Consider the following 19352-nt stretch of genomic DNA (forward strand, 5'->3'; position numbering starts at 1 on the left):
CACCGAGGAGAAAAGCAATGCAGAAAGATGTCTGGGATTTCGTCATCGTGGGCGCGGGCATGGCCGGTGCATCCGCAGCCTGGCAGCTGGTGCAGTCGGGTGGCGATACTCCGCCTTCCGTGCTGGTGCTGGAGCGCGAATCCCAGCCCGGCTATCACACCACCGGCCGCTCGGCCGCACTGTTTGAAGAGCATTACGGCCCCGCCCAGGTGCAGGCCCTGACCCGCGCCAGCCGGGCCTTCTACGATGCGCCACCGGCCGGTTTTGCCGAAGCTCCCATCCTCACGCCGCGCGGCGTGCTCTATGTGGGCACGGCCGAGCAAAAGGATCTGGTCGATGCCGCCTATGCCGAAGCCACCATCCACTCCCCCGAGGCCCAGCGCCTGAGCGCCGCACAGCTCAAGGCCCTGGTTCCCGTGCTCGACACCGAGGTCTTGGTGGACGGCTTTCTGGACACTGGCGCACGCGATATCGACGTGCACGGCCTGCACCAGGGCTATATCCGCGGCCTGCGCCAGCGCGGCGGCGACCTGTGGTGTAACGCCGAGGTCCAGGCCATCACCCGGGTCAACGACTTCTGGCACATTGCACTGCCTCAGGGCCGCAGCCTTCGTGCCAAGGTCATCGTCAACGCCGCCGGGGCCTGGGCCGATGTCGTGGCCGCCATGGTGGGCGCGGCTCCCATCGGCATCACTCCAAAACGCCGCAGCGCATTCACCTTCCCGGCTCCCGAAGGCATGGATGCCACGCACTGGCCCGCCATCATCAGCGCCGACGAAAACTGGTACATCAAACCCGACGCCGGCCAGCTGCTGGGCTCACCCGCCAATGCAGACCCCGTGGCTCCGCACGATGTGGTGCCCGAAGAGCTGGACATTGCGACCGGCATCTATCACATCGAGGAGGCCACCACGCTGCAAATACGCCGCCCCTCGCATACCTGGGCCGGCCTGCGCAGCTTTGTCGCAGATGGCGAGCTGGTGATAGGCTGGGATGCCTCGCCCACGCCCGTGCCGGGCTTTTTCTGGGTTGCCGCCCAGGGCGGCTATGGCATCCAGAGCGCCGCCGGCTACAGCCTGCTGGCGCGCAATCTGCTGCTCGGGGAAACGCTGGATGCGACGCTGGCCGCGCAGAAGGTGAATGTGGGGGCGGTGTCGCCTGCGCGTTGTCAGCTAACGACTCAGAATTGATAGCTGGTTGCGCTTTGTGGGACTGCGCCATAGCCTGATTTTTGCTGTATTTCAGGACTGGGACCGGGATTTCGCCCCGGCCCCTGCCAACAAATCAGGCACGACACCGAAAAGCACAAAAACAAAAACGGCCTGCGCCCCAAAGACACAAGCCGTTTCCCAACCGAGGCGACCTCAGGCCGCCGCCAGTCAAAGTCAGATCAGTTCTCGATATGCGCGAACTGAACAATCTTTGCGTACTTGGCAATTTCGGTGTTGATGTACTTGCCGGCATCCACCTTGGGATCGGCCACCACATTGCCGGTCTCTTCCATCTTCTTGCGGAACTCGGGCGAAGCCATGGTTTCCTCCAGCGCCTTCTTCAGCTTGGCGGCGATGGGAGCGGGCAGGCCCTTGGGCGCCATCAGCGCAAACCAGCTGTTGATGTCCACGTTCTTGAACTGGGGCAGTTCGGACAGGGCAGGAATATCGGGGGTGATGGCTGAGCGCTTGGCTTCGGTCGTACCCAGGGCCACGACCTTGCCGGCCTTGATATGGGGCAGTCCCGAGGACAGCACGAACACGCCGAACTCGATGTTGTTGCCCACCAGGTCGGTGGTCAGCGGCGCCACGCCCTTGTAAGGCACATGGGTCATCTGCAGCTTGCCCTGCTCCTTGACCAGCTCGCCGGCCAGGTGCAGCGCCGTGCCCACGCCGGAGCTGCCGTAGCTGAACTTGTCGGGGTTCTTGGACACCAGGCTGACGAACTCGGCCGCGTTCTTCACGCCGGCCTTGTGCGATGCGACCAGCACCATGGGCTGGGAACCCACCAGGCCGATGGGAGTGAAGTCGCCAATGTTGTACTTCACGGCCTTGTTGATGAGCCTGGCGATGGCCAGTTCATTGTTGGCGCCGACCATGATGGTGTAACCGTCGGCAGGGGCCTTGGCCACCTTTTGTGCACCGATGGCACCACCGGCACCGCCCAGGTTTTCCACCACCACGGGCTGGCCCAGTTGCTTGGCCAGGCCGTCGGCCACCAGACGACCGACCAGGTCGGTGCTGCCGCCGGCCGGGTAGCCCACGACCATGGTGATGGCCTTGCTGGGATAGTTGTCGGCGGCGATGGCAGGCACTGCCACGGCAGCGCCCAGCAGCAGGCCCGCGGCGATGGCGGTACGGCGGAGGATGTTTGTGTTCTGCATGAAACTATTCCGAATCTGTATGAGGCAATTGTCCGAATACGGAGAAAACCTTTTTGTGCTGATCTGGCACATTTCCGTGCCATTTCAGCACATCAACGCGTTTTTGAGCAAATAGAGGAGGAGCAATGCAGCCAGGAGCCCGATACCTGCTGTTGTTTTTCCAGCTTCAAGTCTGGCCGCAGACAAAAAAGGAGTGACTGCTCATTTACTGGCCAGTGATATCGGTCCAGAACTGCTCCGCAGCGGTGCTCAAGCGGCGTTTGGGCCGATAAAGCCGCACATCGAAGTGCACGTCTAGGCTGCCGTCCCCGGCCAGCGCCAGACGACCGTCCTGGCAGTCGCGCTGCACCATGGACCAGGGCATCCAGGCCACGCCCAGGCCCTTGAGCACGTACTCGTAGTTGGCATCCGCAGAATCGCATTCGATGCAGCGGCGCAGGCGAGGCCACAGCGGATGGCTGGCCAGATGATCTTCGGCCAGCCGCCCCAGCGCCATGCTGTGCGAGAACGCCAGATAGGGCACGGGGCTGGCACCGGGCAGCAGGGCTTGCGCCAGTGCAAACAAGGGCTTGCCTTCGGCATCGGCCCGCGCCACGGGCACCAGCTTGTCGCTCATCACCGTCAGATAGCTGAACTGACGGCCATCCAGCCGCACGGCAATGGCCGCATGGTGATAGAGCAGGGCAAAGCTGACCTCGCCGCGCTGGAGCATGTGCACGGTTTCGTCGAGTGTGCGGGTAACGATGCGCATCTCCGCCGTCTGCAGCACGCTGCCGTAGCGCGCCAGCCAGTCGGCCACGATGGTGCGCGCCAGGGTGCGCCCCGTGGCCAGCGTGATCACATGGGCCTGCCGACCGGCCACGGCCTGCAGCTCGTCATGCGACTGGGCCAGGGTACGCACCATCTGCTCGGCGGTGTCTCGAAAGGCTTCACCGGCCGGGGTGAGGCGAACCGGCCCGCCGCCCGCTTCGATCAGCGGCGTTCCAGCCCATGCCTCCAGTGCACGAATGCGGCGGCCGAAGGCAGGATGGGTGACATGGCGCAGCTCTGCCGCGCGGGTGAAGCTGCGCTCCTGAGCCAGAAGCAGAAAGTCTTCCAGCCATTTGCTTTGCATGGCCAGAGCCTACCCTGGCTCAGCTCTGGGCTGCAGCCTGCAGCGTGGCGCGCGTGGCGATAGCGGCTTCGCGTGCGGCCTTGGCAAAGCCGTCGCCCTGCCCTGCGTACAGAATGGCGCGCGAGGAGTTGATGATGATGGGTCCGCCGCCGATGCGGGCCGCCTTGACGGTTGCCACGGCATCACCGCCCTGTGCACCCACGCCGGGAATCAGCAGCGGCAGTGTGGGAGCCACGGCACGCACGCGCTCGATCTCGTTGGGACGGGTTGCACCCACCACCAGGCCCAGCTGGCCATTGGTGTTCCAGGGGCCTTGGGCCAGCTTGGCCACATGCTCGAACATATGGGGGTTGCCAGGCACATCGGCCAGGACCTGGGCCTGCAGATCGTCACCGCCGGGGTTGGAGGTACGGCACAGCAGAAAAGCTCCCTTGCCCTCGTACTTGAGATAGGGCGTGATGGAGTCGAAACCCATGAAGGGCGAGAGCGTCACGGCATCGGCGCCATAGCGCTCGAAGGCTTCCTTGGCGTATTGCTCGGCGGTGGAGCCGATATCGCCGCGCTTGGCATCCAGAATCACGGGCACATGGGGTGCCACGCGACGCATGTGCTCCATCAGCTTTTCCAGCTGGTCTTCGGCACGGTGGGCGGCAAAGTAGGCGATCTGGGGCTTGAAGCTGTTGACCAGATCATGGGTGGCATCGACGATGGCTGCACAGAAGTCGTAGATCTTGGACGCATCGCCCTTCATGGCACCAGGAAAGCGGCTGGGTTCGGGGTCCAGACCCACGCACAGCATGGAGTCATTGCGCGTGGACGCGTCGCGCAGCATGTCGATAAAAGTCATAAAGGGGGATTTTAATTGTTCACCCCTTCCAAGCCTTGCCACAGGTTTTGCGCCAAGCCGCAAATCAGACGCACACACCAACTCAGTGACACCGAGGAAGCGCCGCCGCGCACCGACGGTGTCGTCCCCCTCCCCTAGCGCGCAGCGCGTAGAGAGAGGGGGAAGGCGCGAAGCGCCACAGGGGGAGATAATCCAGCCCCATGCCTTCATTCACGCCCAAACAGCTCATTCTTCTCGTCCTGCTCACCATCGTCTGGGGCCTGAACTGGCCGGTAATGAAGCTCGGCGTACAGCATTTCCCGCCGCTGAGTTTTCGCATGGTCAGCATGTGGATAGGCCTGCCCATTCTGGCCCTCTTTGTCGTCGGCAAGGGCTTGCCGCTGACCATACCGCGCAGCTACTGGGGCCAGCTGGCCAAGCTCACGCTGTTCAATATGGTGCTCTGGCACTGCCTGATCATCATTGCCATCCCCACGCTGTCCAGCGGGCGCGCGGCGATTCTGGGCTACACCATGCCCATCTTCTCGGCCGTGTTCGGCAGCCTGTTCTTCAAGGACCGGCTGGGCGCACGCGCCTGGGCCGGCGTGGGAGCGGCCTTTGCAGGCGTGCTGCTGCTGCTGTGGCATGAGGTTGGCGCTCTGGGCAGCAAGCCCCTGGGCGTGATGCTGATGCTGATTGCCGCCGCCGGCTGGGCCTGGGGCACGCAGCTGCTGCGCCGCACCGAGGCTCCGGTGCCGCTGATGACGCTGTCGCTGTGGATGGTGGCCATCACCACCGTGGTACTGACCGTGCTGGCCTTTGTTTTCGAGCGCCAGCAATGGCATATGCCCGACCAGAGCGCTCTGGCTGCCATCGCTTTCAACGGTGTGCTGGTGCTGGGCTTCGCCCAGGCCGTATGGTTCTATCTGGCCCGCAGCCTGCCGCCCGTGGCCTCCACGCTGAGCGTGATGATGATTCCGGTGCTGGGCGTGTTCGTGGGCGCCTGGTGGCTGGGCGAGGTCTTGCACTGGCAGGACTGGACTGCTGTCTGCCTGATGGTGGTGGCAATTGCTTCGGTGCTCTGGCCAGCCAAAAGCAGCCGTTAATTCGCGGGCGGCTGCGTTTTGCACACGGTGTAGCGCAGCTCGGCCATTCCCGGGCCCATCTGCTGCACGGACTGCAGCTGCAGCACGGGACTCAGCAAGCGGCGCGGCAACAAAGGCTTGCCACGGCCCAGAGTAGCCGAGCCAATCTGTACGATGACCTCATCGAGCAGGCCCGCGTCATGGAACTGCCCCGCCAGATCTCCGCCACCCACGATCCAGATGTTCTTGTCACCGGCTGCAGCCCTCATGCTTGCCAGCACGGGCCGCACATCGCCGCTGACAAAGCGTACACCGGCTCCCTCTATCAACGGCAGCTGACGGCTGGAGAAAACCCAGGCAGGCTGTGCATAAGGCCAGGCCGCGCCAGTCTCCTTCTTCACCGCATCGGCGTTGCGGACCATCCACTCATAGGTGGACGAGCCCATGGCCAGCGCACCGACCTGCGCAATAAAGCCCGGATAGCTGGACTGCGTCAGGCTGCCCAGAGGAAACAGCCAGTCTAGAGAGTCGTCTTCGGTGGCAAGAAAGCCGTCCAGGCTGGAAGCGGTGTAGTACTGGGTCTTCATGATGGGCTGTAGTTTGCCTTGAAGGCGCTGACTCGGCCGGTTACAGGCCCGCTATCGAGAAAAATCAATCTCGACAGCATCCAGCGTTCAGGCGCTGCAGTCCCCAAAAGGCCCCCTACTGTGCAGGCGCCAGGTTCCGCGCCGTGGCCAGCATGGTGGCGCACAGCAGCTCCCGGCCCGCCTTGCGAGAAAACACATCCGCCCTGGCAACCGTCAGCAGCTTGCTGGCCTGGATGACGCGGCCACGTGCCAGCAATGTCTCGCCATCGGCAGGAGCCAGGTATTTGATGCTGCAGTCGATCGTGGCATTGAGCCAGCCCGGCGGCAGCAGCGTCCCTGCCGCCGATACGGCGGCAAAGTCTGCGATGGCAAAGACCGGCGTTGCCTGCAACTGGCCGGGCCTGAAACTCAGACTGTCCTGATAGGGCAGGCAGAGATCGACCTCGCCTGGCTCTATGCGTTCAAAGCGCAGCTGCAGCAGCTGCGCTACCGGCATGGAAAGCACCAGAGCCTGTACGTCACGGGCGAAATTCTCGTTCTGAGGTGTCATCACTCTCTCCTGCTCTTGCCGGATGAACCGGCCTCGTCACTGCCGCGCGCACGAACACGCGGAAATCCTGGCTTCGAGGCTGGCTGCGGCTCGCGTTCGCCAAACCATGCGATGTGTGAAACCAGGTGCTTGCGCAGTGCGCGCCGCTGGGCAATCTCCGCATCCAGTTCGGCAATGCGCTCCTGCAGCCTGGCAATCATCTGGGCCGCCGTCAGCGTCTTGCGACGATAGGCCGGCAGCACTTCGGCGATCTGCACCAGAGAGAAACCACATTGCCGCGACATGGCGATGAATCGCAGCTCGCGGATCACGCTGTCATCGAACTCGCGGTAGCCGGAAGGACGCCGACTGGCGGCAATCAGGCCCAGACTCTCATAGTGGCGAATGGCGTGTACGGACACACCCGACAGGCTGGCAAGTTCCGATATCTGCATGGCGACAAGGCTAACAAGCCTGGGGTTACACGAAGGTTGGTGTCCGCCAGATGTTCACACAGTTTGCCGACCACGCTGCGGCCATAAAAAAACGCACCGTGTTTTCGCGGTGCGTTTTTGGTAGGAGCTTGTCGGGGCGATCAGGCCGCGGCGACTTCCTTCTTGGCAGAACGTGCCTGCATGAACTTGCCCAGTCCGACCACCAGCACAGCGCCCGCTGCTGCAGCAGCATAGTGCAGCCAGGGGTGAGCCATGGTGTAGCCATGCAGCAGGTTGTCGTTGACGATGGTCTCGCCGCCCACCCAGCCGATCAGCGCCGCGCCCAGCGTGACGATGACGGGGAAGCGTTCCATGAGCTTGATCATCAGCGTGGAGCCGAAGATCACCAGGGGAATGGAGATGGCCAGACCCAGGATCAGCAACACCATATTGCCCTGGGCGGTGGCGGCCACGGCAATCACGTTGTCCAGGCTCATCACCAGGTCGGCGATCAGGATCGTACGGATGGCGGTCATCATGGAGCCATGGCCCTTGGATTCGCCCTCGCCGTCTTCGTCGCCGGTCAGCAGCTGATAGCCGATCCACAGCAGCAGGCAGCCGCCCACGACCTGCAGGAAGGAGAGTTCGAGCAGCTTGGCAGCGACCACGGTCAGCACGATACGCAGCACCACGGCGGCGCCGGAGCCGAACATGATGGCTTTCTTTTGCTGTTCAGGGGGGAGGGAGCGCGCGGCCAGTGCGATGACCACGGCGTTGTCGCCGGAGAGGATGATGTTGATCCAGATGATCTTCACCAGGCCGATCCAGAAATCGGCGCTATTGAGCATTTCCATGTTGACTCCACTGTTTTGAATATGAAAGCGCCTCATTGCGCGGCGCTTTCTTTTAAGAGTGGAGGCAGTGTAGGGCGTGAAGCCCATCTTGCCAGTTCGTAATACTGCGTAAATTCAACGCTGTATCACGAACTTTTGCACGGGCTTACTTCTTCAGCAGGCCTTGCAGCAGGCGACCCATTTCGGAAGGGTTGCGGGTGATGGTGAAGCCGCACTCTTCCATGATGGCCAGCTTGGCGTCAGCCGTGTCGGCACCGCCGGAGATCAGGGCACCTGCGTGGCCCATGCGCTTGCCGGGAGGCGCAGTCACGCCAGCGATGAAGCCCACGATAGGTTTCTTCATGTTGGCCTTGCACCACTGGGCAGCTTCGGCTTCGTCGGGACCGCCGATTTCACCGATCATGATCACGGCATCGGTGTCGGGATCGTCGTTGAAAGCGCGCATCACGTCGATGTGCTTCAGACCGTTGATGGGGTCGCCACCGATACCGACGGCAGAGGACTGGCCAATGCCCAGTTCGCTCAGCTGAGCCACGGCTTCGTAAGTCAGCGTACCGGAACGGGACACCACGCCCACGCGGCCCTTCTTGTGGATGTGACCGGGCATGATGCCGATCTTGATTTCGTCAGGCGTGATCAGACCGGGGCAGTTGGGGCCCAGCAGCAGGGTCTTCTTGCCGCCGGCAGCTTCCTTGGCCTTCATCTTGTTGCGCACTTCCAGCATGTCGCGAACGGGGATGCCTTCGGTGATGCAGATGGCCAGGTCCAGATCGGCTTCAACAGCTTCCCAGATGGCAGCAGCAGCGCCTGCGGGAGGCACGTAGATCACGGACACGGTAGCGCCGGTTTCCTTGGCAGCGTCCTTGACGGAACCAAAGATTGGGATGTCGAAAATCTTTTCGCCAGCCTTCTTGGGGTTCACGCCTGCCACGAAGCAGTTCTTGCCGTTCGCGTATTCCTGGCACTTTTCAGTGTGGAACTGACCGGTCTTGCCAGTAATGCCCTGGGTGATGACCTTGGTGTCTTTGTTGATAAAGATCGACATGTTTCTATCTCCGGGGCGTATTACTTAACGGCAGCAACGATCTTGGTCGCTGCTTCAGCCATGGTGTCAGCAGCGATGATGGGCAGACCGGAATCCTTGAGGATTTGCTTGCCCAGCTCTTCGTTGGTGCCCTTCATGCGCACGACCAGAGGCACGCTCAGGTTCACGGCCTTGCAGGCGGTGACCACGCCGTTGGCGATGGTGTCGCACTTCATGATGCCGCCGAAGATATTGACCAAAATACCCTTGACTTCAGGGTTCTTGAGCATGATCTTGAAGGCTTCTGTCACCTTTTCGGCCGTAGCGCCGCCGCCCACGTCCAGGAAGTTGGCAGGTTCGCCGCCGAACAGCTTGATGGTGTCCATGGTGGCCATGGCCAGACCGGCGCCGTTCACCAGGCAGCCGATGTTGCCGTCCAGGGAGATGTAGGCCAGATCGAACTTGGAGGCTTCGATTTCGGCAGCGTCTTCTTCGTCCAGATCGCGGAAAGCCACGATTTCGGGGTGACGGAACAGCGCGTTGGGATCAAAGTTGAACTTGGCGTCCAGGGCCATCAGGTCGCCCTTGGAGTCGCAGTTCAGGGGGTTGATTTCCACCAGCGACGCGTCGGTGTCCATGTAGCACTTGTAGATCTTGGCGAACAGATCCACGGCCTGGTCCACGGACTTGCCTTCCAGACCGATGGCAGCTGCCACCTTGCGCGATTGCGCTTCGGTGATGCCGGTCAGGGGGTCGATCATCTCGGTGATGATCTTTTCGGGAGTGGAGTGAGCCACTTCCTCGATGTCCATGCCGCCTTCGCTGGAAGCGATCAGGGCAACCTTCTGTGTGGCGCGGTCAGTCACCAGCGACACATACAGTTCGTTCTTGATGTCGGCGCCGTCTTCGATGTACAGGCGACGGACCTTCTGACCTTCGGGACCGGTCTGGTGAGTCACCAGCTGCATGCCCAGGATCTGCTCGGACAGCTTTTGCACGTCCTCGATGGACTTGGCAACCTTCACGCCGCCGCCCTTGCCGCGGCCACCAGCGTGGATCTGGGCCTTCACCACCCACACGGGTCCACCCAGCTTCTGGGCTGCTTCAACAGCCTCTTGCACGGTAAACGCAGGAATGCCACGGGGAACGGGCACACCAAATTGGCGCAAGATTTCCTTGCCTTGGTATTCATGAATCTTCATGACTTTGTCTCTCTGAACTGAGGGGAAATACCCGCTTGCCACCGACTCGGGGGAGCCTGGCCATCGGGTTCATATGACATGGCGAGCAGGAATGTACCATGCTGCACCGCGCAAAACGACACCTGAACATGCGCAAAATCCACAATTTCACGCAACTTTGTCGTGTTCCGGAAACAGCTGCAATGCCTTGAATTCTTTAGGGAAATTATTCCTACACGATATCTTTTCTTCCCGCAACTTTCTTATGTCTTATATACGAGTCAAGGACATTGAGGCAGCGGCTGGCAATGTGCTGACAACTGCGAATAGCTGCTACGTCTACTGGGCCATTCGCGCAAGACTTGCCTAAAAGACAGGCAGTGCGCATGCCTGACGAGATTCAAGGACAATCACCGCTCGGAAAGCGGCAATGGTGCCGCAGGCAGCGGCATACCCACCAAGAAATGCGCGCGCCGGTGCAGGAGAAAATGCAATGGCAAAAGTCTTTATTGACGGAGAAGCAGGAACCACGGGTCTGCAGATCCGTGATCGTCTGGTCGATTTTGCAGGTGTGGAGCTGGTCAGCATCGACCCCGCACTGCGCAAGGACCCCGCCGCCAAACGCTCTCTGATTGCCGGTGTGGATCTGGTCATCCTCTGCCTGCACGACGATGCCGCCCGCGAAACCGCCGCCATGGTGGACTCCATCACCGCAGAGACCGGCCGCGCCATCAAGATCATCGACGCCTCCACCGCCCATCGCACGGCCGCGAGCTGGGTCTACGGTTTCCCCGAACTGCGCGCCGGCCAGCTCGACGCCGTGAAGAACGCCACCCGCGTCTCCAACCCCGGCTGCTATGCCACGGGCGCCATCGCCCTGCTGGCACCGCTGGTGGCTGCCGGCCTGATTCCCGCCGACTACCCCGTGAGCCTGCCCTCCGTGTCCGGCTACACCGGCGGCGGCCGCACCATGATCGAAGCCTATGAAGGCGGCGATGCCGCGCCTTACGAGGCCTACGCACTGGGCCTGTCGCACAAGCACATTCCCGAAATCCTGCACTACACCGGCATGACCCGCCGCCCCGTGTTCATCCCCGCCGTGAGCAACTTTGCCCAGGGCATGCTGGTGCAGCTGCCGCTGCACCTCGATCTGCTGCCCGGCGCGCCCAAGGCCGCCGACCTGCACGACGCCCTGGCCAGCCATTACGCCCAGACCAACACCAGCGCCAACTGGGTCAGCGTGCTGCCGCCCACGGACGACAACAAGCTGGCCGCAGATACCCTGGCCAATACCAACAAGCTGGAGCTGCGTGTGTTTGCCAACGAGCAATACCGCCAGGCCGTGCTGATCGCACGCCTGGACAATCTGGGCAAGGGTGCCAGCGGCGCTGCCGTGCAGAACCTGCAGATCATGCTGGGTCTCTGAGCACGCCCCGCATCTGCTGAAACGGCCCTTAGGGCCGTTTTTTATTGGCTTCGCGGCGAAGATCAGCACTTGGCCCCGCTCCGGACAAACAATAAAATCAATAGCTTGCAGCGCTCTTCAGCCAAGAAATTCAATGCAGAAAATGCATTGATTCATTGTCTATATTGCGCACAGAGCTCCTGTTTTAAAAGCGCATCCCCATGAACCCCTCTGAAGCCGCTGCCCGGCGTGCCACGCTCATCGGCCTGCTGGCCGTGCTCTGCTGGAGCTGCACCGTGGGCCTGATGCGCGCCGTGGCCGAGCCGCTGGGTGCCGTCGGCGGCGCGGCCTGCATCTACACCATGGCCGCCATCTGCATTGCCGTCGCACGTGGGCGCAAAGGCTGGCGCGAGCTGGCACGCTGGCGCAGCATGCACCCTGCCTACCTCTGGGGCTGCGGCCTGCTGTTCGTGGTCTATGAAATCTGCCTGTCCGTGGCCGTGGGCCTGGCCCACGACCGCAGCCAGGCCATGGAAATCGGGCTCATCAACTATCTCTGGCCCAGCCTCACCATCGTGCTGGCCGTGCTGTGCGGCCAGCAGGCGGCTCGCTGGTGGCTGTGGCCAGGCGTGCTGATCTGCCTGTGGGGTCTGGCGCGCGTGCTGGGCGGCGACAGCTTCAGCCTGCCGGTCATGTGGAGCCATGTGCTGGGCAACCCGCTGGCCTATGGCATGGGTTTTGCAGCCGCCCTGCTCTGGCCAACCTACTCGCTGCTGGCGCGCCGCTATGGCTCAGGCTTCAACGCCGTAGGCCTGTTCGTGACCTGGACTGCCATCGCACTGTGGCTCAAGTGGCTGATGCTGGGCGAGCCACAGCCCATGCTCTGGACCTGGCTCACCGCCGGCCAGGTCTTGCTGGTCGGAGCGCTCACGGCACTGGGCTATAGCTGCTGGGAGCACGGCATCCAGCATGGCAAGCTGGCCCTGCTGGCCGCGGCGTCCTATTTCACGCCCGTGCTCTCGGCGCTGATGGCCAGCGCACTGCTGCAAGTGCTGCCGGGCTGGAGCTTTTGGCAAGGCGTGGCACTGGTAACGCTGGGTTCGCTGGTCTGCTGGTGGGCGACGCGCAGCAGCCGGGATTAGGCCGGCATCGCGCCCGCCGGGGCCCTCAGGCCGTCATCCAGATGCCCAAGCCGAGCACGGCGGCATGCCCGGCCAGCAAGATCCACAACAGCGTCCAGGGCGGCTCGGTCAGACCCTGCAGCATCTCCTGGATGCGGGCGCCCAGAAAGGCGCGCAGCGCCGGATCGTCCTTGCCGCCTTCGCTGCCCCACTCGGCGCGCGTGTGGCCCCATTCCTCGAGCAGGTCGGCCAGCGGCAGGCGATTGAGCACGCTGCGCACCACGAACTGCACGGCACGCCCGTTACCCACCCAGGGCTGAAGATGCTCCATCGCCGCGCCCACGGTGAGCAGGTCAGCCGCCTTGTGCATGGCCTTGTGAGCGCTGGGCAGGGCCTCGATGCGCTGTGCCAGCATGGCCGCCAGACGCTCGGCCAGGCCCTTGCCGTAACGCGCCACCAGCTTGCCTGCCGCACGGGCACGGCCCAGCTGCAGACCGACTATGAGGTAGGCGGGAATGATGAAGATCAGCACCACGGCCACCAGCAGCGGCGGCGACATCAGCAGGCTGATCACGGCGCCGTAGATGCCGGTATGCGCCGAGGCATGAATGCCCTGGCCGGGATCGGCCATCAGGCGCGAAAAATAGAACACGGCCGCGCCGCAGCCCAGCACCAGGGCCAGCAAGGCACCGAGCATCAGGCCGCCCAGCAGCGATTTGCCGGCACTCAGGCCCACGCGCAGGGCGGATGGGGCGTCAGGGGGTTGCGAAGCAGTCAGCACGTGGGTCCCTCCGGTGTAAGAAGCGGTTCCTCGTCCAGCAGGAGGGAGCAGGCTGCAGCTCAGTCTTCGCTGTCGGGTGCTGCGCAGTATGGGGCATCGCGCAGCACGCGTGAAGCCACGTCTGCCGAAAAGCCCCGCGACGCCATGAAGCGCAGCTGTTTGGCCTTTTCCTTGATATCGGCAGGCGGCGTACCAAAGCGCTTGCGCCACAGCTCGCGGGCGCGCTCCAGCTCGGTATCGCGCAGTTGCTCGCTCGCGTTGCGCACCACTTCATCGTCCAGCCCTTTGCTGCGCAACTCCTGCACCAGCCGCGCCGTGCCAAAGCGGCTGGACTTGCTGTGAATGACGGAATCCACCACCCGCTGCACGCTGATGAAGCCGCGCTTTTCCAGCTCATCGAGAATGGCCTGCAGGTCATCGCCCTCTTCCACATACGGCGCCAGCTTGCGCTGCAACTCCAGCCGCGAATGCTCGCGCTGCCCCAGCAGCCTCAGGGCTCGACCCTTGAGTGAAAGCTTGGCAAAGCTCACGACGCATCTCCAAAAACAAAAAGGCGCAGGACGAACCTGCGCAAAGATGGCAAACCTTTTGAGCAATGAGGCCCGCACTCAAACACTGGCGTTTACCAAGCCAGGGACATCAAGCAAGGGCCGCATCGCAGCGAGGATGTCGTCCCCTTTCGCGAAAGGCGCATGGCGCCTCAGGGGGAAGAATCAGCCTTCAATCACTCCGTCCTTGTCCACCTTGCCCTTGCCGCCCTTGGCAGGCTTGGCTTCGGCAGCAGCAGCACCGTCCACGGGCAGCAGCTTGATGCCCAGGCTATCGCGCACCTTGTTTTCGATTTCGATGGCCAGCGCGGGGTTCTCGCGCAGGAACTCACGCGAGTTGTCACGGCCCTGGCCGATTTTTTCGCCGTTGTAGGCATACCAGGCACCGCTCTTTTCCAGAATCTTGGCGTTCACGCCCATGTCCAGAATCTCGCCTTCGCGGCTGATGCCTTCGCCAAACAGGATGTCGAACTCGGCCGTCTTGAAGGGAGGCGAGACCTTGTTCTTCACGACCTTGACCTTGGTTTCGTTGCCGATGGCCTCGTCACCCTTCTTGATGGTGCCGGTGCGGCGGATATCCAGACGCACGGAGGCATAGAACTTCAGCGCATTGCCGCCGGTGGTGGTCTCGGGCGAGCCGAACATCACGCCGATCTTCATGCGGATCTGGTTGATGAAGATGACCATGCAGTTGGTCTTCTTGATGGTGGCCGTCAGCTTGCGCAGGGCCTGGCTCATCAGACGGGCCTGCAGGCCAGGCAGGGCATCGCCCATCTCGCCTTCGATTTCGGCCTTGGGCGTCAATGCGGCCACCGAGTCGATGACGATCAGGTCCACGGCACCCGAACGCACCAGACTGTCGCAGATCTCCAGGGCCTGCTCACCGGTGTCAGGCTGGCTGATCAGCACGTCGCTGAGGTTCACGCCCAGCTTCTGGGCGTAGCTGGTGTCCAGCGCATGTTCGGCGTCAATGAAGGCGCAGGTGCCGCCCTGCTTTTGCATCTCGGCAATGACCTGCAGCGTCAGCGTGGTCTTGCCCGAGGATTCGGGACCGTAGATTTCGATCACGCGACCACGGGGCAGACCACCTACGCCCAGAGCAATGTCCAGACCCAGGGAGCCGGTGGAAACGACCTGAATGTCTTCGATGGCTTCACCTTCACCGAGCTTCATGATGGTGCCCTTGCCGAACTGCTTTTCGATCTGGGCCAGGGCGGCTGCCAGGGCTTTGGCTTTTTCGCTGTTGGCGTCGTTGGTCTTGGCGATGGCGTTCATATCAGGCTCCGAAGTAGGTGAATGACTGTCTGTGGCCAGTCCTGTTTTTGCATTCAGGCTGGATGCTTGAACAGTAGTTTAGATGTGGATGCTGCAGATTTATTTAAATATTTAGTCAGTTTGCCTTACTATTTATCCATGTCGGAAATCGCTCCCGTCACCCCGCCCGCCGATGCCTGGCGCCAGACCCATCTGGGCCGTTTGCTCGGCCATGCCATGCGCCGCTTCGATGCGCGCGTGCTGCAGCTCATGGCGCGTGCAGTGGAGGTGCCGCTGGCGCTATCCAATCTGGCGGCGCGCGACAAGGTAGGTGCGGCCCATATCCACATCACGCGCCATCTGTCGCTGGCTGGCGACCGGCTCACCGATCTTGCCGACAAGGCCGGCATGACCAAGCAGGCCATGGCCGATCTGGTGGCGCAGTGCGAAGCCTGGGGCCTGGTCACGCGCGAGGCCGACCCGCACGATGCGCGCGCCAGGCGCGTGCGCTTCACCGATGCGGGCCTGGCCTGGCTTCAGGCTTTTCACGACGCCGTAAGCCAGGCCGAGGCCGAATTTCGCGAAGCCGTGGGCGCGGATGTGGCCACCGTGGTCGCGCTGGGCCTGGAAGCCTATGCCGAAGGCTACTGAGATTCTGTATTGACGCCTATGAGCGGCTGTCGAGAATTGCCCAGAGCAGCCATGGGCCATCCCTACAATGGCAGCAAAAGTGCAAACAGGCACACATAACAAGTAGGAGACTCCCATGCGCATACTGATTGCCGAAGACGACCAGGTGCTGGCAGACGGCCTGCTGCGCACGCTGCGCAGCTCGGGCGCCGTCGTCAGCCATGTGGCCAATGGCAGCGAGGCCGATACCGCCTTGCTGACCAGCAGCGAATTCGATTTGCTGATTCTCGATCTGGGCCTGCCCAAGGTGCACGGCCTCGAAGTGCTCAAGCGCCTGCGTGGGCGCGGCGATGCGCTGCCGGTGCTGATTCTCACGGCCGCCGACTCCATCGAGGAGCGGGTGCAAGGCCTGGACTATGGGGCCGACGACTACATGGCCAAGCCGTTTGCGCTGTCCGAGCTGGAAGCGCGCGTGCGCGCCCTCACGCGTCGCGGTATGGGTGGCGCCAGTTCCACCATCAAGCATGGTCCGCTGGTCTATGACCAGACTGGCCGGGTCGCCACCATAGACGGCAAGATGGTGGAGCTGTCGGCGCGCGAGCTGGGCCTGCTGGAGGTGCTGCTGCAGCGCGCGGGCCGCCTGGTCAGCAAGGACCAGTTGGTGGAGCGCCTGTGCGAATGGGGCGAAGAGGTGAGCAACAACGCCATCGAGGTCTATATCCACCGCCTGCGCAAGAAAATCGAGAAAGGCCCGATCCGCATCGCCACCGTGCGCGGCCTCGGGTATTGCCTGGAAAAAATCACCCCCCCCTGAGCGGCCCCGCCGCTTCCCCCCAGGGGGACGGCAGCCTTTGCTTCGGGGCGGCCCTCGCTGGCTGCCTCTTGTATGAGATAGCGCCCCACCCATGAAGATCTTTCAGCGTGAGCAGCGATCCCTCTTTGGCGAGATCCTCGACTGGATGCTCACGCCGCTGCTGCTGCTCTGGCCCGTGAGCCTGGCGCTGACCTGGCTGGTGGCCCAGGGTCTGGCCAACAAGCCCTTTGATCGCGCGCTGGAGTACAACGCCCAGGCCCTGGCTCAGCTGGTCATCGTGCAGCGCGGCAAGGTGCAGTTCAATCTGCCGCAGTCGGCCAGCGAGATCCTGCGCGCCGATGAATCGGACACGGTGTTCTTCCAGGTCAGCGGCACCAAGGGCGAATATCTGGCCGGCGAGCGCGACCTGCCCCGCCCGCCCACCACCGATGAGGACCCGCCCACGGGCACGGTGCTGCTGCGCGATGAGGAATACAAGGGCATTGACCTGCGCGTGGCCTATATCTGGGTGCGCATGCCGCTGCCCGGCGAGCCCAACGCCCTGGTGCAGGTCGCCGAAACGCGCGAAAAGCGCAGCGTGCTGGCCACGGAAATCATCAAGGGCGTGATGCTGCCGCAGTTCGTCATCCTGCCGCTGGCCGCCCTGCTGGTCTGGCTGGCGCTGGCACGCGGCATCAAACCGCTGCACCGGCTGGAGGAGCGCATCCGCGCGCGCAAGCCCGAGGATCTCTCGCCCATCAATCACAAGGATGTGCCGCTGGAGGTGGTGCCGCTGGTCGATTCGGTCAACGATCTGCTGCAGCGCCTGCATGACTCCATCGCCACGCAAAAACGTTTTCTGGCCGACGCGGCCCACCAGCTCAAGACCCCGCTGGCGGGCCTGCGCATGCAGGCCGACCTGGCCCAGCGCGAGGGCACGAATACCGAAGACCTGAAGCGCTCGCTGGCGCAGATCGGCCGCTCAAGCATGCGCGCCACCCATACGGTCAATCAGCTGCTGGCACTGGCACGGGCCGAGAGCGCCGTGCCCGCCATGCAGGGCTGCAACCTCGTGCGCATCGTCACCGAGGTGGTACAGGACTGCCTGCCGCGCGCCATGGACAAGCACATAGACCTGGGCTACGAGGGTGCCAGCGCCAGCACGCCCGGAGTCTGGCTCAACGGCAATGCCACGCTGCTGGCAGAGCTGGTGCGCAATCTGGTGGACAACGCCATCAACTACACGCCCTCGACCAGCGCCCAGCCGGGCATGGTCACCGTGCGCGTGCAGGCCGATCATTTCGGCCAGACGCTGCTGCTGCAGGTCGAGGATTCAGGCCCCGGCGTGCCGCTGGGCGAGCGCGAACTGATCTTCCAGCCTTTTTACCGGGCGCTGGGCTCCGAAGCCGACGGCTCCGGTCTGGGCCTGCCCATCGTCATGGAAATCGCCCGCCAGCACGGGGCACAAGTGCTGCTGCAGGATGCCAGGCCCGGTCATCCCCCGCCGGGGGCGCTGTTTACCGTGCGCTTCAAGGCCATGCCCGGACAGCAGTGAAGCGCAACCTAAAAATGCACCAATTCGGTGCCTTCCCAGGCTGAGAAGCCGCGCCAGGCTTGGCTTTGCGCCCGTTTGCCCCGATGCAGATATCGGAAACTGCGTATTTGGCAAGCTCTCGCTTACCCTAGAATCAATTCGATCATGGGTTGTCTGAAGAGTCGCTATTTGCGCTCTGCAAGACAACAATTTGGAATCACTGGATCCTGGGAGCTTTTTGATGCAACGACGTCAATTCATCTACACCGCCGCTGCTGCCGCAGCCGCTTCTTCCTTCTCCGGCATGACCATGGCGCAGGACACTTCGCGTCCTCTGCGCATCGTCGTGCCCTTCCCCGCTGGCGGCCCTACCGACATGGTGCCCCGCAATATGCAGGACGTGCTGATCAAGCTGCTGGGCGGCCAGGCCGTGGTGATTGAAAACAAGGCCGGCGCCGGCGGCTCCATCGGCATGGCCGAAGTGGCTCGCGCCACCGATGGCGTGACTTTCGGTATTGCCACCCTGTCCACCCATGGCGTGAATCCCGCCGTGTTCAAGAAGCTGCCTTACGACGCGATCAACGACTTCGTGGGCGTGACCGAGATCGTCAAGGCACCCGGCGTGCTGGTGATCAACCCCAAGCTGATTCCCGTGAAGACTTTTGCCGAGTTTGTGGCCTACCTCAAGGCCAACCCCGGCAAGGTGTCCTATGCCACCCCCGGCAACGGCACCATCGGCCATATGTGGGGCGCCCAGTTCCTCAAGAGCACGGGCACCGAAATGCACCACATCCCCTACCGTGGCTCTGCACCGGCCATCAACGACGTGCTGGGCAACCAGGTTCCCGTGTACTTCGATCAGGTGAACTCGTCCCTGCCCCATATCAAGTCGGGCAAGGTGCGCGCCCTGGCCGTGTCCTGGCATGAACGCCTGGACGTGCTGCCCGATGTGCAGACCTATGCGCAGGCCGGTCACCCCGATCTGAACGAGCCTTCCTGGTTCGGCCTGGTGGCCCCCAAGAACACGCCCGCCGCACAAGTGGAACGTGTGCAAAAAGCCATCATTGCCGCACTCAAGGATCCCGCCGTCAAGCAGCGCATGGCTGCTCAAGGCCTGTACCCCTCGGGCACATCGAGCGCCGACTTCACCAAGCAGATCGCCAGCGAAGTGGCCAAGATGAAGAAGCTGGCAGCTGTCGCCAATATTCATCTTGACTAAAAAACAGGAGCTGGTTGCGCCTGTCGTAACTGGTTTTCCAATACAAAAGGCCTGCAAAT

The 19352-nt window shown here is 62.8% G+C and carries 20 protein-coding genes; 8 read left to right on the forward strand and 12 right to left on the reverse strand.

Going from position 1 to position 19352, the window contains the following annotated elements:
• Positions 1 to 17 precede the first annotated feature (17 nt).
• Complete coding sequence (locus CTR2_RS27330; protein WP_087085605.1) at positions 18 to 1190, forward strand: NAD(P)/FAD-dependent oxidoreductase; 1173 nt, start codon at positions 18 to 20, stop codon at positions 1188 to 1190.
• A gap of 200 nt (positions 1191 to 1390) precedes the next feature.
• Here CTR2_RS27330 and CTR2_RS27335 read toward each other — a convergent pair whose 3' ends face one another.
• The 3 genes from CTR2_RS27335 to pyrF all read right to left on the reverse strand — a co-directional run bounded on the left by CTR2_RS27335 (position 1391) and on the right by pyrF (position 4335).
• Complete coding sequence (locus CTR2_RS27335; RefSeq protein ID WP_003060082.1) at positions 1391 to 2374, reverse strand: Bug family tripartite tricarboxylate transporter substrate binding protein; 984 nt, start codon at positions 2372 to 2374, stop codon at positions 1391 to 1393.
• Positions 2375 to 2579: 205 nt separating this feature from the next.
• Positions 2580 to 3488, reverse strand: a complete 909-nt coding sequence (locus CTR2_RS27340; protein WP_012840359.1) for a LysR family transcriptional regulator — start codon at positions 3486 to 3488, stop codon at positions 2580 to 2582.
• Between the two features lie 19 nt (positions 3489 to 3507).
• Positions 3508 to 4335, reverse strand: a complete 828-nt coding sequence (pyrF, locus tag CTR2_RS27345) for an orotidine-5'-phosphate decarboxylase (protein WP_087085604.1) — start codon at positions 4333 to 4335, stop codon at positions 3508 to 3510.
• A gap of 200 nt (positions 4336 to 4535) precedes the next feature.
• Here pyrF and CTR2_RS27350 point away from each other — a divergent pair, with 200 nt between their 5' ends.
• Positions 4536 to 5420, forward strand: a complete 885-nt coding sequence (locus CTR2_RS27350; RefSeq protein ID WP_087085603.1) for a DMT family transporter — start codon at positions 4536 to 4538, stop codon at positions 5418 to 5420.
• Here CTR2_RS27350 and CTR2_RS27355 read toward each other — a convergent pair.
• From CTR2_RS27355 to sucC, 6 genes are all read right to left on the reverse strand, one after another.
• Positions 5417 to 5986 carry a dihydrofolate reductase family protein gene (locus CTR2_RS27355; RefSeq protein WP_087085602.1) on the reverse strand — a complete coding sequence of 190 codons (570 nt, stop codon included), beginning with the start codon at positions 5984 to 5986 and terminating at the stop codon, positions 5417 to 5419. The genes CTR2_RS27350 and CTR2_RS27355 overlap by 4 nt on opposite strands.
• Positions 5987 to 6101: 115 nt before the next feature.
• The gene (locus CTR2_RS27360; protein WP_087085601.1) at positions 6102 to 6536 is read right to left on the reverse strand and encodes a PaaI family thioesterase; all 435 of its coding nucleotides are present in this window, start codon (positions 6534 to 6536) and stop codon (positions 6102 to 6104) included.
• Positions 6536 to 6970, reverse strand: coding sequence for a MerR family transcriptional regulator (locus tag CTR2_RS27365; RefSeq protein ID WP_087085600.1), 435 nt, complete (start codon positions 6968 to 6970; stop codon positions 6536 to 6538). The genes CTR2_RS27360 and CTR2_RS27365 overlap by 1 nt, the downstream gene beginning before the upstream one ends.
• 140 nt (positions 6971 to 7110) lie before the next feature.
• Positions 7111 to 7803: a TerC family protein gene (locus CTR2_RS27370; RefSeq protein ID WP_087085599.1), complete on the reverse strand. Its 693-nt coding sequence runs from the start codon at positions 7801 to 7803 to the stop codon at positions 7111 to 7113.
• A 145-nt stretch (positions 7804 to 7948) separates the two neighbouring features.
• Positions 7949 to 8848: a succinate--CoA ligase subunit alpha gene (gene sucD / locus CTR2_RS27375; protein ID WP_003060065.1), complete on the reverse strand. Its 900-nt coding sequence runs from the start codon at positions 8846 to 8848 to the stop codon at positions 7949 to 7951.
• A 20-nt stretch (positions 8849 to 8868) separates the two neighbouring features.
• Positions 8869 to 10029, reverse strand: a complete 1161-nt coding sequence (gene sucC, locus CTR2_RS27380) for an ADP-forming succinate--CoA ligase subunit beta (RefSeq protein WP_003060063.1) — start codon at positions 10027 to 10029, stop codon at positions 8869 to 8871.
• Between the two features lie 472 nt (positions 10030 to 10501).
• Between sucC and argC the strand changes: the two genes are divergently transcribed.
• Both argC and yddG read left to right on the forward strand, forming a co-directional pair.
• Positions 10502 to 11434 carry an N-acetyl-gamma-glutamyl-phosphate reductase gene (gene argC / locus CTR2_RS27385; protein WP_087085598.1) on the forward strand — a complete coding sequence of 311 codons (933 nt, stop codon included), beginning with the start codon at positions 10502 to 10504 and terminating at the stop codon, positions 11432 to 11434.
• Between the two features lie 200 nt (positions 11435 to 11634).
• Positions 11635 to 12555 carry an aromatic amino acid DMT transporter YddG gene (yddG, locus tag CTR2_RS27390; RefSeq protein ID WP_087085597.1) on the forward strand — a complete coding sequence of 307 codons (921 nt, stop codon included), beginning with the start codon at positions 11635 to 11637 and terminating at the stop codon, positions 12553 to 12555.
• A gap of 25 nt (positions 12556 to 12580) precedes the next feature.
• On the opposite strand, the gene CTR2_RS27395 is transcribed toward yddG, so the two are convergent.
• The 3 genes from CTR2_RS27395 to recA all read right to left on the reverse strand — a co-directional run bounded on the left by CTR2_RS27395 (position 12581) and on the right by recA (position 15138).
• Complete coding sequence (locus CTR2_RS27395; RefSeq protein ID WP_087085596.1) at positions 12581 to 13315, reverse strand: hypothetical protein; 735 nt, start codon at positions 13313 to 13315, stop codon at positions 12581 to 12583.
• A gap of 59 nt (positions 13316 to 13374) precedes the next feature.
• A complete protein-coding gene (recX, locus tag CTR2_RS27400; protein WP_087085595.1) occupies positions 13375 to 13845 on the reverse strand; it encodes a recombination regulator RecX in 471 nt (156 codons plus the stop codon).
• Positions 13846 to 14028: 183 nt separating this feature from the next.
• Positions 14029 to 15138, reverse strand: coding sequence for a recombinase RecA (gene recA, locus CTR2_RS27405; RefSeq protein WP_057094139.1), 1110 nt, complete (start codon positions 15136 to 15138; stop codon positions 14029 to 14031).
• 138 nt (positions 15139 to 15276) lie between these two features.
• On the opposite strand from recA, the gene CTR2_RS27410 reads away from it, so the two are divergent.
• The 4 genes from CTR2_RS27410 (at position 15277) to CTR2_RS27425 (ending at position 19293) form a co-directional block, all read left to right on the forward strand.
• Positions 15277 to 15768 carry a MarR family winged helix-turn-helix transcriptional regulator gene (locus tag CTR2_RS27410; RefSeq protein WP_012840368.1) on the forward strand — a complete coding sequence of 164 codons (492 nt, stop codon included), beginning with the start codon at positions 15277 to 15279 and terminating at the stop codon, positions 15766 to 15768.
• 115 nt (positions 15769 to 15883) lie between these two features.
• Positions 15884 to 16561 (forward strand): response regulator, encoded by a 678-nt coding sequence (locus CTR2_RS27415; RefSeq protein ID WP_003060046.1) that lies wholly within the window; start codon positions 15884 to 15886, stop codon positions 16559 to 16561.
• Positions 16562 to 16652: 91 nt separating this feature from the next.
• Positions 16653 to 18095, forward strand: coding sequence for a sensor histidine kinase (locus CTR2_RS27420; RefSeq protein WP_087085594.1), 1443 nt, complete (start codon positions 16653 to 16655; stop codon positions 18093 to 18095).
• A 220-nt stretch (positions 18096 to 18315) separates the two neighbouring features.
• Positions 18316 to 19293 carry a tripartite tricarboxylate transporter substrate binding protein BugE gene (locus tag CTR2_RS27425; RefSeq protein WP_034374884.1) on the forward strand — a complete coding sequence of 326 codons (978 nt, stop codon included), beginning with the start codon at positions 18316 to 18318 and terminating at the stop codon, positions 19291 to 19293.
• Positions 19294 to 19352: the final 59 nt, after the last annotated feature.

The sequence above is a fragment of the Comamonas thiooxydans genome, assembly GCF_002157685.2.
Classification (GTDB): Bacteria; Pseudomonadota; Gammaproteobacteria; order Burkholderiales; family Burkholderiaceae_C; genus Comamonas; species Comamonas testosteroni_H.